The sequence below is a fragment of the Pseudarthrobacter sp. P1 genome (genome assembly GCF_050156935.1).
In the GTDB taxonomy this organism is placed as follows: domain Bacteria; phylum Actinomycetota; class Actinomycetes; order Actinomycetales; family Micrococcaceae; genus Specibacter.
In genome coordinates this window covers 2,590,251-2,606,139 of the sequence record NZ_CP189584.1, presented here as the reverse complement: position 1 = coordinate 2,606,139, position 15,889 = coordinate 2,590,251, and the positions used below count along the sequence as shown (strand labels likewise).

Below are 15,889 nucleotides of genomic sequence, written 5' to 3'. Positions count from 1 at the left end.
CACAAATGACGGTTCGCGCAGGGGAGTGAAGCCCCTCAGCCCTGGACGGTCAGTCCCAGGTGGGCGGCCATGAGCGGGGCCAGTAGCCCCAGCTGGTAGCCGTCGACGATGGCACCGGCGAGATTTTCCAGGCCGGTGATGGTGCGGAATTCGCTGCTGCGCAGGTCCACGTTCTTCAGCGTCGCGGCGCGGACGTCCAGCGTGCCGATGCGGCAGTTCACCAGCGCCACGCGGCTGGCCTTGGCACCGCCGAGGTCGAGTTCGTCGATGATGCAATCGCTGATCTGCAGGTCCAGGATCTTGGACCCGCGAAGGTTCAGGAAATCGATTTTGCCGCCGTCGATGCGCACCGATTCCCAGCTGCTGTCGTAGATCTCCGCCGAGCCCCAGCGCGGCGCGGTGATCTCCACCTCGCGCCAGCTGCTGCGCGGGGCCGTGAACACCGGGGCAAAGCTGTTGGCCAGCACCGAGTCCCGGAACCGGACGCCGCGCAGGATGGCCTCGTGGAAGGTGGGGTTGGTGAGCTCGCATTCGGCGAAGTCGGCCGAGGTCAGGTCCAGCCCGTCGAAGGCCGGGGCGGTGAACCGCTGGCCGTCAAAGTGGTCCCCGGAATAGAAGTCCTCGTCGGTGTTCTCCACCAGGTCGGGGAGGTTGAGGACGGGCAGGCGGGGAGCTTCAATCTTGGCCGGGCGCATGCCACGAGTCTAGTTCGCGCGTCAGGTTCCGCCGGGCGGCCGCGGCCCAGAGCTCCCTGCCGGTCTCCGTCCGGAACAGCGGGTCCAGGGCCAACAGGCGGCCGACGACGGCGGCCCGCCCGGCGCCGAACGCGGCGTCCGGGACGTGCGCATAGTCCAGCCGGACCGCGGCAACGTAGCGGGCATAGGCCTCCGGCTCCCCGCCCAGCACGGAGAGGTCCGCATCGCACAACTGTGCGCCGGCACCGTCGCCCGGGGCCGGTTCGTGGGTGGCGGTCAGCCGGACCAGCCGGGCCACCTCCGCCACCTCGGCCGGCGGCAGGAACCCCGCCAGGGCGGTCTGGGCCAGTGCGGCGGAGGCCTCCTCGTCGACGCCGGGCACGCCGTCGTACACGGCGTCATGGAACCAGGCCGCGAGCACCACGGACAGCGGCGCACCGCGCGGATCCCCGGCCAAAAGATCCAGCGCTTCCAGCACCGCCAGCAGGTGGGTGGCCCCGTGGTAGTGTCGGTGCGGCTCCGACCAGCGCGCCAGCAACTCCTCGCGCAGCCCGGCGCCGGCCAGGTTCCCGGTGGACTCCATCAGCGTGTCCCAGCGGTACTGCAGGGCCGTGCGGACCTTGGTGTTCCGGTGCCGGGAGCGAACACGCAGGCCCGACGCCACCAGGATCCGCACCAGCTCCTTGCCGGACACCTCCACCGCGCCGTCCGCCACCAGCTGACCGTACCGGCGCTCGGGGACGTCGTAGTGGTCCCGGTCGAAAGCCCGGTCCGGAATGCCGGCGGCCGCGGCAAAGGCGTGCAGCTCGGCCAGCGAGGTGTCCGAGACCAGGTGCGAGAACACCGTGCCGTGGGCGGGCCAGAAGGGCGGATCGATGAAGATCATGGCGCCAGTGTAGGCCCGCTAAGGGTTCCGGCCGCGTGGTGTGTGGACAGCCTTTCGCCCACGGCAAACAATGGGATGGGAACGTGCGGTCCAAACTTGAGCGTATTAGACTCAACTTTGAAGGAACCACACCACCACGACTGCTCGGAAGGAGCTCTCTTGGACGCCAAATTCACCACTAAGAGCCAGGAGGCTCTGTCCGCTGCGGCGATGAACGCCTCCACCGCTGGAAACCCCACCGTAGAACCCGCCCACCTCCTCAAGGCACTGATGGACCAGCGCCAGGGCGTGGCCGTGGCGCTGCTGAAGGCCGCCGGGGTGGATCCCGACGCCGTCAGCACCGCCGCGAGCACCGCCATCCGCAACCTGCCCGCCTCCTCCGGCACCTCCGTGGCCCAGGCCCAGCTGGGCCGCAACACCCTGCTGGTGGTCCAGGCCGCCCAGCAGGCGGCGGAGCGGATGGGGGACAGCTTTGTCTCCACCGAACATTTGCTGCTGGGGCTGGCCGGCGACGCCGGTGCGACAGGCGCCGCGATGAAGCAGGCCGGCGCCACCCGCGCCGCTCTGGAGGCTGCCCTGCCGACCGTGCGCGGGGACTCCAAGGTGACCAGCCCGGACCCGGAAAACAGCTTCCAGGCCCTGGAGAAGTACGGCGTGGACATGACGGCCGTCGCCCGTTCCGGCAAGCTGGACCCGGTCATTGGCCGTGATGCGGAGATCCGCCGCGTCATCCAGGTGCTCAGCCGCCGCACCAAGAACAACCCCGTGCTCATCGGCGAGCCCGGTGTCGGCAAGACCGCCGTCGTCGAGGGTTTGGCCCAGCGCATGGTGGCCGGCGATGTGCCCGAGTCCCTGCGCGGCAAGACGCTGATCAGCCTGGATCTGGCCGCCATGGTGGCCGGCGCCAAGTACCGCGGCGAGTTCGAGGAGCGGCTCAAGGCCGTGCTGGAGGAGATCAAGAACTCCGACGGCCAGATCGTGACGTTCATCGACGAGATCCACACGGTGGTGGGGGCCGGCGCCTCCGAGGGTGCCATGGATGCCGGTAATATGCTCAAGCCCATGCTGGCCCGCGGCGAGCTGCGCCTGATCGGCGCCACAACACTGGACGAGTACCGCGAGCGGATCGAGAAGGACCCGGCCCTGGAGCGCCGCTTCCAGCAGGTCTACGTGGGCGAGCCCAGCGTGGAGGACACCATCGGCATCCTCCGCGGCCTCAAGGAGCGCTACGAGGCCCACCACAAGGTGGCCATCGCTGACTCGGCGCTGGTGGCAGCGGCCACGCTCTCCAGCCGCTACATCTCCGGCCGCCAGCTGCCGGACAAGGCCATCGACCTGATGGACGAGGCCGCGTCCCGGCTGCGCATGGAGATCGACTCCGCCCCGGAGGAGATCGACCAGCTCCGCCGCGCCGTCGACCGGCTGACCATGGAGGAACTGGCGCTGTCCGGCGAGACCGACCCCGCCTCCGTGGAGCGCCTGGCCGCGCTGCGGGCGGACATGGCGGACAAGAAGGAAGCCCTGGCCGGGCTCAATGCCCGCTGGGAGGCCGAGAAAGCCGGCCTGAACCGGGTGGGCGAGCTCAAGGCCAAGCTGGACGAACTGCGCTCGGTGGCGGACAAGGCCCAGCGCGACGGCGACCTGGAGCTGGCCTCCCGCGTCCTCTACGGCGAGATCCCGGCCGTGGCGCGCGAGCTCGACGCCGCCGCGGCGGCGGAGGAGTCGGTGGACAAGGCCGACCTGATGGTGGCCGAGGAGGTCACGGCCGACGACATTGCCGAGGTCATCTCCGCCTGGACGGGCATCCCGGCCGGGCGCATGTTGCAGGGCGAAAGCCAGAAGCTGCTGCAGATGGAGCAGGTGCTCGGCGCGCGGCTGATCGGCCAGAGCACCGCCGTCGCCGCCGTTTCCGACGCCGTCCGGCGCGCCCGCGCCGGCATCAGCGACCCGGACCGGCCCACCGGCTCCTTCCTGTTCCTGGGCCCGACGGGCGTGGGCAAGACCGAGCTGGCCAAGTCGCTGGCCGACTTCCTGTTCGACGACGAGCGTGCCATGGTGCGCATCGACATGAGCGAGTACTCGGAGAAGCATTCGGTGGCGCGGCTGGTGGGCGCCCCTCCCGGCTACGTGGGCTACGAGGAGGGCGGCCAGCTGACGGAGGCCGTCCGCCGCCGGCCGTACTCCGTGGTGTTGCTGGATGAGGTGGAGAAGGCGCACCCGGAGGTCTTCGACATCCTGCTCCAGGTGTTCGACGACGGCCGGCTCACCGACGGCCAGGGCCGCACGGTGGACTTCCGCAACGTGATCCTGGTGCTGACCTCCAACCTGGGCTCCCAGTTCCTGGTGGACCCGACACTGGATGCCAAGGCCAAGCACGCCGCCGTGATGAACCTGGTCAATGCCTCCTTCAAGCCGGAGTTCCTGAACCGGTTGGACGAGATCGTCATGTTCGACCCGCTGGGCATCGAGGAGCTCACCCACATTGTGGATCTGCAGGTCCAGTCGCTGGCATCGCGCCTGCACGGCCGCCGGCTGACCCTGGACGTCACCGACGGCGCCCGGGCCTGGCTGGCGATGACCGGCTACGACCCGGCCTACGGCGCCCGCCCGCTGCGCCGGCTGGTGCAGCGCGAGATCGGGGACCGGCTGGCCCGCGCGATCCTGTCCGGGGAGATCAACGACGGCGACACCGTCGTCGTGGACACGGCGGCGGATCTGGACGAGCTCAGCGTGGATGCGCTGGCCGGCGGCGGCCCCTCCGCCGGGCTGACGCTCCGGCGCAGGGAGTAGCCGTGGGTCTTTGCATTGATGCGCACCGGGCCTAGGACTGTGCTGAACAATTTGGGTGGTTTAAGGCGCGCCTGCTGGACTTCGGGTCCTGGTCCTTAAGACTGGATGCATGCAAGGAATTGAAGAGGCCCAGCGCGGGTATTTGGATGTGGAGGCGCTGGCCGGGGAGCTGTTGGCCCCGGGGAGTGCCTACGCGTTTCTGGCCGGGCACCGCTCGGAGCTTTTCCCGGACTCGATGATGGAGGACCTGGACCTTTCCCTCCACCCGGGGCAGGCCCTCGATCCCGGCCGCGGTCATCGGCACCGTCCTGGTCCTGCAGGCCCTGGAGGGTCTCTCGGACCGGGCCGCCGCCGAAGCCTTGACCTTTGACCTGCGGTGGAAGGCCGCCTGCGGGTACGGGCTGACCGAGACCGCGTTCCATCCCACGGCGCTGGTGCATTGGCGCAACCGCCTGCGCGGCAGCAGCAACCCGCACCGCATCACCGAAGCCGTCGCCCAGGTCATCACCGCGACCGGTGTCCTCACCGGCCGGCACCGCCGGGCGGTGGATTCGACCGTGTTCGCCGATGCGGTGGCCCGGCAGGACACCATCACCCAGCTGATTGCCGTGATCCGCCGTTTCGGCAGGGCCATGGAGCACGGGGCCACGCTCATGGCGGTCCATGCCACCTCCTACGATTACTCGCACGTGGGCAAGCCGGACATCGCCTGGGACGACAAGGAAGCGAAGGACGCCCTGGTCTCGGGGCTGGTCACCGACGCCCTGGCCCTGCTTGGCGCGGTGGATCCCGACACCCTGGAAGAAGACTCGCCGCAGGCGCAGGCCTACGTGCTGCTGGCGTTGGTTTCGGGCCAGGACGTGGAGCCGGCCGAGGGTTCCGACGGCACCGACGGGCGGTGGCGGATCGCCCGGAAGGTCGCCCGGGACCGGATGGTCTCCATCGTGGATCCCGAGGCCAGGCACGCGCACAAGTCCCGCTCGGTGATGATGGACGGGTTCAAGGGACACATCATTGCCGAACCGGAAACCGGGCTCTACACCAGCGCCGTGATGACCCGGGCCGCCGGCCCCGGTTCCAGCGACGCGGAGGCCGGAATCGGGCTGGCCGCCGCCGATCCGACCATGAAGGATACGGAGGTTGACTACCAAATGCTTGGCGATTCGGCCTACGGCTCCGGGCCCATGCTCGAACACCTCGACGGGGCCGGGCACCAGGGGCTGGTCAAGCCCAGGCCGCTGCGCCCGGCAGTGCCCGGCGGCTACGACCTGGACGACTTCACCCACGACGAAGCAAAGAACACGCTCACCTGCCCCAAAGGTGAGGTGCGCACCATCAGCGCCAGAGGCAACGTGAACTTCGGCACCGCCTGCAAGGCCTGCCCGCTGCGGGAGAAATGCACCACGGCCAAGGGCGGGCGCAAGGTCGTCATCACCGTCCACCACGCCCGCCAGCGCGCCCACCGGGCCGCCGCCCTCGAGCCCGGGTTCCGGCACGACTACCGGGCCCACCGGCCCCTGGTGGAACGGTCCATCGGCTGGCTGGTCGCCGGAGGCAACCGGGCCCTGAGATACCGGGGAGTTGAAAAGAACAACGCCTGGCTGCAGGTCCGCACCGCCGCGCTGAACCTCCGGCGACTCCTGAAACTGGGCCTCACCCGCCACAACGGGGCCTGGGCCCTGGGATAAGACCCGGAAAGGGCCCCCACCCCGGTCCTGGGCCAAATCCCAGCCGCGGGGAGCCACGAACGGAGGTACAAGGCCCGCAAAAATCACGAACCAGATCTCCGGCGATCAGAAAGGAGACCCCCAGCGGGCCGCCAAAGGCCCCGGAAAGGTGCGACAGCCAAACCCGCGGCCCCGAATTGCCCCTTGTTCAGCGCCCTCCTAGGGCAGCAGGTTTTCCTTGATGTTGTCGCCGGTGGGGTCATAGACGATGCAGTCCACCCGGCGGTCCTCCTGCTGGGTCCAGGAGTCTTCGGACGGATATCCGCTGGCCGTCTGGAGGTTGTAGTTGTCAGCGGTGCTGAGCAGGCTGACGCCCGCACAGACCTCCTTGGCCTTGGCCTTGAGTGCGTCGGTCCCGGGGAAGCTGTCCGACTGTGCGTAGAAGTCCGTACCCACCAGCTGTGCGCCGTGCGCGGCGGAGCAGTCCACCAGGTCGGCGGGCTGGTTGGCCCCGGCGTAGCCGCGCAGACAATCGCCCCGGATCCAGTCAAGCGGCGACACGGCCGCGAGGATGAGGCCCTCGGCGCCGGAGGGGTTGGGTGCGGGCCTGCTGCTCTGCGCCGCCGGCGGGCTGGCGGCCGGGTTGGCGGACGGGGACGCTGTTCCGGTGGCGGCGGACCTGGCCAGGCCCAGCAGCAGCGAGACGGCCAGCCAGATCAGCAGGCCGAACACGGCCAGGGCCGCCAGCACCGCACCGAGGATGATGAACAGTTTCCGGTTGCCGGGGCCGGGGCCCTGTGGACTTCCGGGGCCCTGTGGGCTTCCGAGGCCGGTGCCCTGCGGACCTCCGGTGCCCTGCGGGCCTGTGTTCGAACCTGCGTTCCAGCCTGCGGGCGGGCCGGCCTGCACCGGAACCGGGGATGTGGGGGCCTGCCATGCAGGCGTGGCGGGCGGCTGCTGCGCTGCCGGGCCTGCGGCCGCAGGAGGGCGCAGGACCCTGTCCCCACGGGTGGGGTTGACGGATTGGGCCTCGGCGCCCGTGCGGGCGGCCTCGGCCTCCACCATGGCCAGTGAGGTGCTGGCGGCGACGTCGGAGCTGATCTCAGCGGGGCCAAGCTGCGGTTCGGGAAGGGCGGGCTCGGGCAGCGGAATTTCAGGGCGCACCGGCCCGGCGCCGTCGTCGTCCTGCCCGTCCCCGGCCCCGCGCGCCGTGCCGCCGTGTTCGCTCATCGATGAACCCACCTTCAATCGCTGCCGTGGCTGCCGTTGGCAAGCGCAGGGCACAGGGAGGGTCGGGCCGCCAAATGGGCAGCAAACGCGCCAACTTTTGGCCTTTCCCGGGGAGCGCGAAGGTCCCCTGAGGGCGACTCTACCCAATCGGAGGCGGCCCGGTCTCGGGTTTTCGCCCCACCACTTGGGCGGCGGGACCCATGCTGCAAGCAGGAGGGGTCGAAACCATGTAATCTAGAGCTACGACAAATTGACCGAATATTCCGGAGCCTCGCTTGCAGCCGAGCGACCACCTCCGGTCCGAGTGCAAAAGGGGGTCACGCCATGGGGCGCGGCCGTCAAAAGGCGAAGGCAACCAAGCAGGCTCGGGACATCAAGTACTACTCCCCGAACACTGACTACTCGGCACTCCAGCGTGAGCTGGGTGTCCCTACTAGGCGAGCCCCGAGCCACCACAGCGAGGTCCCGGCGGAGCCGGACTACTCGGCCTACGAGGACAAGTATGCGGATCAGGTTGAGGACGATGACGACGAGGTAGACACCCGGCGCATCGGCTAGTCCACAACTGCCGACACATATACGCAACAAACCCTGCCCCCTGGGCGGGGCTTTTGTTGTGCCCGGGGACATCTGGTTTGCCTCTCTGGCGTGCAAGGCACGACGGTGGTTGGATGTGTCTGGGGGAGCAGGGGTTTGGCTCCCGCAGCAGAGTGCATTCCAACCAACCGTTCGAACAACCGCAGCTGCCCCGGGGCGCAGCAGGAGGTCAGGCAATGGCAACAGTGGAAAGTTACGTGCAGGGAACACCCTGTTGGGCGGAGATGCTCAGCGCCGACGAGGCTGCGGCCCGAACCTTTTATGGTGGCTTGTTCGGCTGGGAGTTTGAGGCCAACGAGATGGCGCCCGGCATGACGTACTGGACGGTGTCCACGGGCGGTGCCGTGGTCGCGGGGCTGATGCAGCAGGACGCCACCATGGCCGACGCCGGGCTGCCCACGGGCTGGAACGCCTACCTGGCCGTCGACAGTGCGGACGCGGCGGCCGTGGCCGTCACCCAGGCCGGCGGAACACTGAAGTTCCCGGTCGATGAGATCCCCGGGGTGGGCCGCTTTGTGCTCGCCGCGGACAACCTTGGCACATCCATCGGCTTCTGGGAGGGCAAGGGCCTGATCGGCTCGGCAGTGGTGGACCAGCCCGGGGCCGTGAGCTGGTACGAACTCCAGGTAGACGACGTCGAAGCCGTCAAGCCGTTCTACAAGGCCGTGGCCGGACTGGAGGCGAACACCGGCCCCGCGGGTGATCTGGGTGAGTACACCGAGTTCTTTGCCGGCGGGAAGAGCGTTGCGGGCGCCCTGAAAAAGCCGATGCCCGAGGCCCCCAACGCCTGGGCGCTGTACTTCAACGTGGCCGACGCCGATGCCGCCGTCGCACGTGCCGTCGAGCTGGGCGGTTCCGTGCTGGCGCCGGCCTTTGATGTGACCGGCATTGGCCGGCTGGCCATCCTGGCCGACCCGCAGGGGTCCCTCTTCTGCCTGATGGCCCACTAGGCCTGAACGCCAACTGGGGCGCAACAACTGCACCAAATCCGCGGATTCCGTGCAGTTGCTGCGCCCCAGTTGGGTGGTGCGGGTCAGGCGTAGGCGTTGACCAGGCGGACGGCACCGCCGTTGACACCCTTGGCACCCTGGACGTAATCCGGGCCGGTCTTGTCGGAGTCGGCGCTTTCCACCGAGACGGTGCCCATGATCCAGGACGGCAGGCCGCGCTCGTTCAGGCGGGCGACGGCGGCGTCGGCGGCGGAGGCCGAGACCACCGCGACCATGCCCACACCGAGGTTCAGCGTGCGTTCCAGATCGGCCAGCGGGACATTGCCCAGCTGGGAGACCAGGTTGAAGATGGCCGGCAGGCTCCAGGTGGAGCGGTCCACCGTGGCCACCAGGCCCTGCGGCAGCACACGGGCCAGGTTGGCGGCCAGTCCGCCACCTGTGACGTGGCTGAAGCCGTGCACTGCGTCCTCGGACGTGACAGGCAGGAAGCGGGCCAGGTCCAGGCAGTCGGCGGCGTAGACGCGGGTGGGCTCCAGCAGCTCCTCGCCCAGCGTGCGGCCGAGCTCGGAGACCTGGCGGTCCAGGGCCCAGCCGGCGTGGTTGATCACGCGGCGGACCAGGGAGTAGCCGTTGGAGTGCAGGCCGGAGGAGGCCATGCCGATGATGACGTCGCCGGCGCGCACGCGCTCCGGGCCCAGCAGGAGGTCGGCCTCGACGACGCCGGTGCAGGCACCCGCGACGTCGTACTCGTTCTCGGCCAGCAGGCCCGGGTGCTCGGCGGTTTCGCCGCCGACCAGGGCGGTGCCGGCCACGGTGCAGGCGGCGGCGATGCCGCGGACGATGTCCGCGATGCGCTCCGGGACCACCTTGCCGGTGGCAATGTAGTCGGTCATGAACAGCGGCTCGGCACCCACGACGACGATGTCGTCCACGACCATGCCCACCAGGTCGAACCCGATGGTGTCGTGGATGTCCATGGCCTGGGCGATGGCAACCTTGGTGCCGACGCCGTCGGTGGAGGTCGCCAGCAGCGGCTTGGAGTACGTGAGCAGCTTGGAGACGTCGTACAGTCCGGCGAATCCGCCGAAACCGCCAATGACGGAGGAGTTGTGGGTGGCCTTGACGGCCTCCTTCATCAGCTCAACGGCCCTGTCGCCGGCCTCGGTGTCGACGCCGGCGGAGGCGTAGGTGATGCCTGCAGGTGCGGAATCCTTGGGTGCGGAGGTCATGGCGTCTCTTTCTTGACGGACTTGTCAGCAGCGGTCAGCAGGTTTTCATACTCTGCGTCCGGGCCCGGGTCACAGCCCGTGGACGTGGCATCGTTCCCGGCGGCCGTGCGCTCGAGCAGGTTCTTGCCCAGCCGGTCGCTGGCGGGAAGCTCGATCGGGTAGGTGCCGGTGAAGCAGGCGGTGCACAGGCGCTCGCGCGGCTGGTGCGTGGCCTCGATCATGCCGTCCTCGGAGATGTACGCCAGGGAGTCGGCGCCGATGGAGGTGCTGATCTCTTCGATGGCCGCACCATTGGCGATCAGTTCCGCCCGGGAGGCGAAGTCGATGCCGTAGAAGCAGGGCCAGCGCACCGGCGGGGAGGAAATCTTGACGTGGACCTCGGCGGCGCCGGCCTCGCGGAGCATGCGCACCACGGCGCGCTGGGTGTTGCCGCGGACGATGGAATCATCCACCACCACGATGCGCTTGCCGCGGATGACCGATTCCAAGGCGTTGAGCTTGAGCCGGATGCCCAGCTGGCGCAGCGTCTCGGAGGGCTGGATGAAGGTGCGGCCGACGTAGGCGTTCTTCACGAAACCGTGTGCGAACGGGATGCCGGATTCCTCCGCGTAGCCGACGGCGGCGGGTGTGCCGGACTCCGGCACGGGGATCACGATATCGGCGTCGAAGCTGTTTTCGCGGGCCAGTTGGCGGCCCATTTCCACGCGGGATTCGTAGACGGAGCGGCCGGCGATGGTCGCATCCGGACGGGCCAGGTAGACGTACTCGAACACGCAGCCGGCCGGGGTTGCCGCTGCGAAGCGCTGGGTGCGCACGCCGTCCTCGTCGATGGCGATGAACTCGCCGGGCTCGATGTCGCGGATGAAGCTGGCACCGACGGTGGCCAGGGCGGCGCCCTCGGAGGCCACCACCCAACCGCGGTTGAGCCGGCCCAGGACCAGCGGGCGGACGCCGTGCGGGTCGCGGGCGGCGTACAGGGTGCCCTCGGTCATGAAGACGAAGGAGAAGGCGCCGTGGATCTTCGGCAGCAGTTCCAGGGCCGTCTCCTCCAGGGAGCTGCCCTCCTCGCCCTTGAGCAAGGTGGTGACCAGCGCCGTGTCGGAGGTGTTTCCCTGGGCCATTTCGCCGGAGGTGGGAATGCCGTCGCGGGCGATGACCATGTCATAGAGCTCGGCCGTGTTGGTCAGGTTGCCGTTGTGCGCCAGCGCCACGGTCCCGGTGCCGGTGGCACCGAGGGTGGGCTGGGCGTTGGCCCAGTTTGAGGAACCCGTGGTCGAATACCGGCAATGGCCGACGGCGATGTGCCCGGTCAGGGTATTGAGGGTGGGTTCGTCAAAGACCTGGGACACCAGGCCCATGTCCTTGTAGACATTGATCCGGCTGCCATCGCTTGTTGCGATGCCAGCCGATTCCTGTCCACGGTGCTGCAGTGCATACAGCCCGTAATAAGTTAGTTTTGCGACCTCTTCACCGGGTGCCCAAACACCAAAGACGCCGCAGGCATCCTGGGGTCCTTTTTCATCGGGTAAAAGATCGTGGGATAGTTTTCCGTCTCCGCGTGCCACAGGAAAATCATCTCATGCCCGAGGGCGCTCTCCGTCACCGGCCCTTCGCAGGTTGTCTTCGACGGTCAGGGTTCTTCGGAATCCGGAACGGCCTCGACGACGGCGGTGGTGCTGTGCCGCCGTCCCGCCAGGTCAAAAGCCAGTGCGGCGACGGCACCCAGGCCCACGCCGGGGATGGCCAGCAGCACGGCAAAGAAGCCAAACACGGTGGAGCGGTCGAACTCGTCGCTGCCCGGGCCAACCACGGCAACGATGGCGGCCGCGATGATCCCCAGGATGCCGCCCAAAACCAGAAACGGCACCAGTTTGGGCGCGCGGCGGACGGTGATTTCGCGCCGCTCGGCGGGGATGGGCTGGGGTGCGGCGGGCTCTTGCGTCATGGTTCAAGACTACCCGCGCCAGCCTGCGCTAGATGAGCGGCAGCAGCGCGGAGAGGTCGGCCCGCAGCCCGGAGGCGGCCACCCTGCCAGCGGCGACGGCGTCGGCCCACGCCAGCGTGCCGGCCACCATGGCCAGCCAGGTGCCGGCGTCGCACTCCACCACGTTGGGCGGGGTGCCGCGGGTGTGCCGCGGACCCGGGATGCATTGGGCCACGCCAAAGGGCGGGACCCGGACCTCCACGGAATTGCCGGGCGCCCGGGCGGCCACCTCCTCCAGGGCGTAGCGGACCGCCGTGGCCAGCACGGGGCGCGGAACCTCGCCCGCCTGCCAGGCGGAGAGAGCCGCGCGGCCCGCCTCGATGTCGATGCGTCGTTTGGCCACCATGGCTGCCTCCTGCGGACCTAAGGCTCAGTCGAGCAGTGCGCTGACGGCGGCACCCAGGCGCAGATTGCCCACCGGGCGGCCGCCACCTGTCACCGGGGCCACCACCTGCTCGAGCACGCTCGCCACCTCGGGGATGTCCAGGGCACCGGCTGCGGCCAGCATGGTCAGGGCCACCAGCGTGGCGGCACGGCCATTGCCGTCGAGCATCTTCACGGCCACGGAGGCGCCCGAGGGCGTGGCCATCACCAGCACGCCCTCGGCGCCGGACTTGGCGATGACGCCCAGGTTTTCCATGACCAGCGTGTCGGAGGAACCGGGGCCCTGGACGGCCCAGGGGTAGTCCAGCATGGAGGTCGCCACCGTGGCCGCGCGGGCATTGGCGTGCCTGTCGGCGGGGGCCTTGGCCAGGGTGGCGAAGGCGCGGGCCAGCCCGGTCAGCGTGACGGCAAAGACCGGGGCGCCGCAGCCGTCCACGCCCGTGTGCAGCACCCGTTCCTCGGTGTATTCCTCCACGGTTTGGCGCACCCGTTGCTGGACGGGGTGGTTGGGTTCGAGGTAGCTGCGCTTGTCCCAGCCGTTCTCCGTGCACGCCCACAGGAAGGCGGCGTGCTTGCCGGAGCAGTTCATGGCCAGCTTGCTCTTGCCATGGTCGGTGCGGACCAGCCACGTGCGCGCCTCCTCGTCGCGTGGCCAGACGGCGGGGCAGCCGAGGTCTTCCTCGCGCAGGCCTGCCGCCTTGAGCATGCCGGAGACCACGTCCAAGTGGTTCAGCGAGCCCACGTGGCTGGCCGTGGCCAGCGCCACCTGGACGCCGCGCAGCGGCACGCCGGCCTGCATGGCGGCCAATGCCTGCAGGGGCTTGACGCTGGAGCGTGGGTACACCGGGCCGTCCGGGCTGCCCAGGGTGGTCACCACGGATCCGTCGCCGGCCAACAGCACGGCGGAGCCCAAATGTCGGGATTCCACAAAGCCGCTGCGCTCAAGCACAGCAAGTTCGGCCGCGTCGTCCGCGGTGAAGGTGGCAAACATGGTGCCAGTCTATGCATTGGAGGACCCCGTCCCCGGGGATACGGGCACGGGACACGGGGGCGGGATACGGACGCCCATTTGTTGCGGGGCAGCGGTGTGTGCTTCGCATTGGTGCCCGGTGGGAAATTGGCCGCCGGGGCAAAGTACCCTTTAAAGCGTGAAGGTACTAGTGATTGGCCCCGGCGGCCGCGAACACGCCATTGTCCGCTCCCTGCTCCGCGACCCCAACGTTTCCGAGGTCCACGCTGCGCCCGGCAACGCCGGAATCGGCGAGCTGGTGCCCACCCATGCGATCAACGCCAACGATCCCGTTGCCGTCGCCGCGCTGGCCACCAAGCTCGACGTCGACCTGGTGGTGGTGGGCCCGGAGGCTCCGCTGGCCGCGGGCGTGTCCGACGCCGTCCGTGCCGCGGGCATCCCGGTGTTCGGCCCCAGCAAGGAGGCCGCGCAGCTGGAAGCCTCCAAGGCCTTTGCCAAGGCCGTCATGGCCGAGGCGCAGGTGCCGACGGCGATGGCCCGCGTGGCCGTCAACGCGGCCGAAGCGACGGATGCCCTGGACACCTTCGGTGCACCCTATGTGGTCAAAGACGACGGCCTGGCGGCCGGCAAGGGCGTGGTGGTCACCGATGACCGCGACGAGGCCCTGGCCCACGCGCAGAGCTGTTTCGACGTCGGCGGCCAGGTGGTCATCGAGGAATTCCTGGACGGCCCCGAGGTCTCCCTCTTTGTCCTGGCCGATGGACACAATGTGGTTCCGCTGGCCCCGGCCCAGGACTTCAAGCGCATCTTCGACGGCGACGAGGGCCCCAACACCGGCGGCATGGGCGCCTACTCCCCGCTGGAATGGGTCCCCGAGGGCCTGGTCCAGGAGGTCATCGACCGCGTGGCGCAGCCGACCATCGACGAGATGGCCCGCCGCGGCACCCCGTTCGTTGGCGTGCTCTACTGCGGCCTGGCACTGACCAGCCGCGGCACCCGCGTCATCGAGTTCAACGCCCGCTTTGGCGACCCCGAGACCCAGGCCGTGCTGGCCCGGCTCAAGACCCCGCTGGGCGGGCTCCTGCTGGCCGCGGCGAAGGGCCAGCTGGCCGGCGTCGAGGAGCTCCGCTGGGCACCCGAGACGGCGGTGGCAGTGGTGCTGGCCAGCTCCAACTACCCGGACACCCCGCGCACCGGCGACCGCATCCGTGGCCTGAAGAAGGCCAACCGCCTGGACGGCGTGCACGTGCTGCACGCCGGCACGGCGGCCGACGACGACGGCAACGTGGTCAGCGCCGGCGGCCGCGTGCTGGCCGTGGTGGCCCTGGGCGCCGACCTGGTGGAGGCCCGCGAAAAGGCCTACGAGGGCATCGAGGCCATCGAGCTGGAAGGCGGCCAGTACCGCACCGACATTGCCGCCAAGGCCGCCCGCGGCGAAATCACCGTGGCGGGACCCGCCGACCCGGCAAGCGGTGCGGAGGCCCCGGCATGAGCTCCGCACCCCTTGTCCTGCCCGGCTGGGAGCACGTCTACTCCGGCAAGGTCCGCGATTTGTACGTCCCCACCCGTTCCCTAACCTCGCAAGCTCGGTTAGGGGACCCTGCGGGCGGGGGCCCATCCGCCGCGGCCCCCTTTGCCGGACGCGACGACGTCGTCCTGGTGGTCGCCAGCGACCGCATCAGCGCCTTCGACCACATCCTGGCCAGCGAGATCCCGGACAAGGGCCGCATCCTCACGCAGCTGAGCCTGTGGTGGTTCGACCAACTGGAGGTGCCCAATCACGTGGTGGCCAGCACCATCGAGGGCGGCGTCCCCGCCGCCGTCGCCGGCCGGGCCATGGTGTGCCGGAAGCTGCAGATGTTTCCGGTGGAGTGCATTGCCCGCGGCTACCTGACGGGCACCGGCCTGATCGAGTACCGCGCCCAGCAGACGGTCTGCAGCCTGCCGCTGCCCGCCGGGCTCGTGGACGGCTCGCGCCTGGACCCTGCCATCTTCACCCCGTCGGCCAAGGCGGAGGTGGGCGAGCACGATGAGAACATCACGTTCGACGCCGTCGTGGCGACCGTGGGCGCCGACGCCGCCGATGCCCTGCGCACGCTGACGCTGGAGATTTACTCCCGCGCCGAGGAAATTGCCCGCGGCCGCGGCATCATCCTGGCCGACACCAAGGTGGAATTCGGCGTGGATCCGGCCACCGGCACCATCACCTTGGGCGATGAGGTCCTGACCCCTGACTCCTCCCGTTTCTGGGACGCAGAACTCTGGGAGCCGGGCAAGGCCCAGCCCAGCTTCGACAAGCAGTATGTGCGCGACTGGCTCACCAGCGCCGCCTCCGGCTGGGACAAGGCCGCGGACACCCCGCCGCCGACCCTGCCCTCCGACGTCGTCGAGCGCACCCGCGCCCGCTACGTGGAGGCATACGAGAAGCTCACGGGGCGCACCTTCGCCTAGGAACCCCGCAGGGATGTGAAAGCACCCGCGGCCATCCGGCTGCGGGCGCTTTCACA

The 15,889-nt window shown here is 69.4% G+C and carries 13 protein-coding genes and 1 pseudogene; 6 read left to right on the top strand and 8 right to left on the bottom strand.

What is annotated here, in order from left to right; genetic code table 11:
- Positions 1-35 precede the first annotated feature (35 nt).
- Together ACQCSX_RS12275 and ACQCSX_RS12270 are read right to left on the bottom strand one after the other, a co-directional pair.
- The gene (locus tag ACQCSX_RS12275) at positions 36-695 is read right to left on the bottom strand and encodes a pentapeptide repeat-containing protein (RefSeq protein WP_427015596.1); all 660 of its coding nucleotides are present in this window, start codon (positions 693-695) and stop codon (positions 36-38) included.
- Positions 676-1,581, bottom strand: a complete 906-nt coding sequence (locus tag ACQCSX_RS12270) for a DUF4031 domain-containing protein (RefSeq protein ID WP_427015595.1) — start codon at positions 1,579-1,581, stop codon at positions 676-678. Before ACQCSX_RS12270 ends, ACQCSX_RS12275 begins: the two co-directional genes overlap by 20 nt.
- Positions 1,582-1,740: 159 nt before the next feature.
- Between ACQCSX_RS12270 and clpB the strand changes: the two genes are divergently transcribed.
- Positions 1,741-4,371 (top strand): ATP-dependent chaperone ClpB, encoded by a 2,631-nt coding sequence (gene clpB / locus ACQCSX_RS12265; RefSeq protein WP_427015594.1) that lies wholly within the window; start codon positions 1,741-1,743, stop codon positions 4,369-4,371.
- A 109-nt stretch (positions 4,372-4,480) separates the two neighbouring features.
- Positions 4,481-6,059, top strand: a pseudogene (locus ACQCSX_RS12260) (IS1182 family transposase).
- A gap of 198 nt (positions 6,060-6,257) precedes the next feature.
- On the opposite strand, the gene ACQCSX_RS12255 reads toward ACQCSX_RS12260, so the two are convergent.
- On the bottom strand, positions 6,258-7,268 hold the full coding sequence (locus tag ACQCSX_RS12255) for a hypothetical protein (RefSeq protein WP_427015593.1): 1,011 nt from the start codon (positions 7,266-7,268) through the stop codon (positions 6,258-6,260).
- Between the two features lie 324 nt (positions 7,269-7,592).
- Between ACQCSX_RS12255 and ACQCSX_RS12250 the strand changes: the two genes are divergently transcribed.
- Both ACQCSX_RS12250 and ACQCSX_RS12245 read left to right on the top strand, forming a co-directional pair.
- Positions 7,593-7,826, top strand: coding sequence for a DUF3073 domain-containing protein (locus ACQCSX_RS12250; protein ID WP_427015592.1), 234 nt, complete (start codon positions 7,593-7,595; stop codon positions 7,824-7,826).
- A gap of 215 nt (positions 7,827-8,041) precedes the next feature.
- The gene (locus ACQCSX_RS12245; protein WP_427015591.1) at positions 8,042-8,815 is read left to right on the top strand and encodes a VOC family protein; all 774 of its coding nucleotides are present in this window, start codon (positions 8,042-8,044) and stop codon (positions 8,813-8,815) included.
- Positions 8,816-8,898: 83 nt separating this feature from the next.
- Here the strand turns inward: ACQCSX_RS12245 and purM are convergent, their stop codons facing one another.
- The 5 genes from purM to ACQCSX_RS12220 all read right to left on the bottom strand — a co-directional run bounded on the left by purM (position 8,899) and on the right by ACQCSX_RS12220 (position 13,403).
- Complete coding sequence (gene purM, locus ACQCSX_RS12240) at positions 8,899-10,044, bottom strand: phosphoribosylformylglycinamidine cyclo-ligase (RefSeq protein WP_427015590.1); 1,146 nt, start codon at positions 10,042-10,044, stop codon at positions 8,899-8,901.
- A complete protein-coding gene (gene purF, locus ACQCSX_RS12235) occupies positions 10,041-11,609 on the bottom strand; it encodes an amidophosphoribosyltransferase (RefSeq protein ID WP_427015589.1) in 1,569 nt (522 codons plus the stop codon). The genes purM and purF overlap by 4 nt, the downstream gene beginning before the upstream one ends.
- Before the next feature lie 65 nt (positions 11,610-11,674).
- Positions 11,675-11,989 (bottom strand): hypothetical protein, encoded by a 315-nt coding sequence (locus ACQCSX_RS12230; RefSeq protein ID WP_427015588.1) that lies wholly within the window; start codon positions 11,987-11,989, stop codon positions 11,675-11,677.
- A 28-nt stretch (positions 11,990-12,017) separates the two neighbouring features.
- A complete protein-coding gene (locus tag ACQCSX_RS12225; RefSeq protein ID WP_427015587.1) occupies positions 12,018-12,374 on the bottom strand; it encodes a sterol carrier family protein in 357 nt (118 codons plus the stop codon).
- 24 nt (positions 12,375-12,398) lie between these two features.
- A complete protein-coding gene (locus tag ACQCSX_RS12220; RefSeq protein ID WP_427015586.1) occupies positions 12,399-13,403 on the bottom strand; it encodes an asparaginase in 1,005 nt (334 codons plus the stop codon).
- Positions 13,404-13,560: 157 nt separating this feature from the next.
- Here ACQCSX_RS12220 and purD point away from each other — a divergent pair, with 157 nt between their 5' ends.
- Entirely contained in the window at positions 13,561-14,874 is a 1,314-nt protein-coding gene (gene purD / locus ACQCSX_RS12215; protein WP_427015585.1) for a phosphoribosylamine--glycine ligase, read from the top strand.
- Positions 14,871-15,833 carry a phosphoribosylaminoimidazolesuccinocarboxamide synthase gene (locus ACQCSX_RS12210; protein ID WP_427015584.1) on the top strand — a complete coding sequence of 321 codons (963 nt, stop codon included), beginning with the start codon at positions 14,871-14,873 and terminating at the stop codon, positions 15,831-15,833. The genes purD and ACQCSX_RS12210 overlap by 4 nt, the downstream gene beginning before the upstream one ends.
- Positions 15,834-15,889 lie beyond the last annotated feature (56 nt).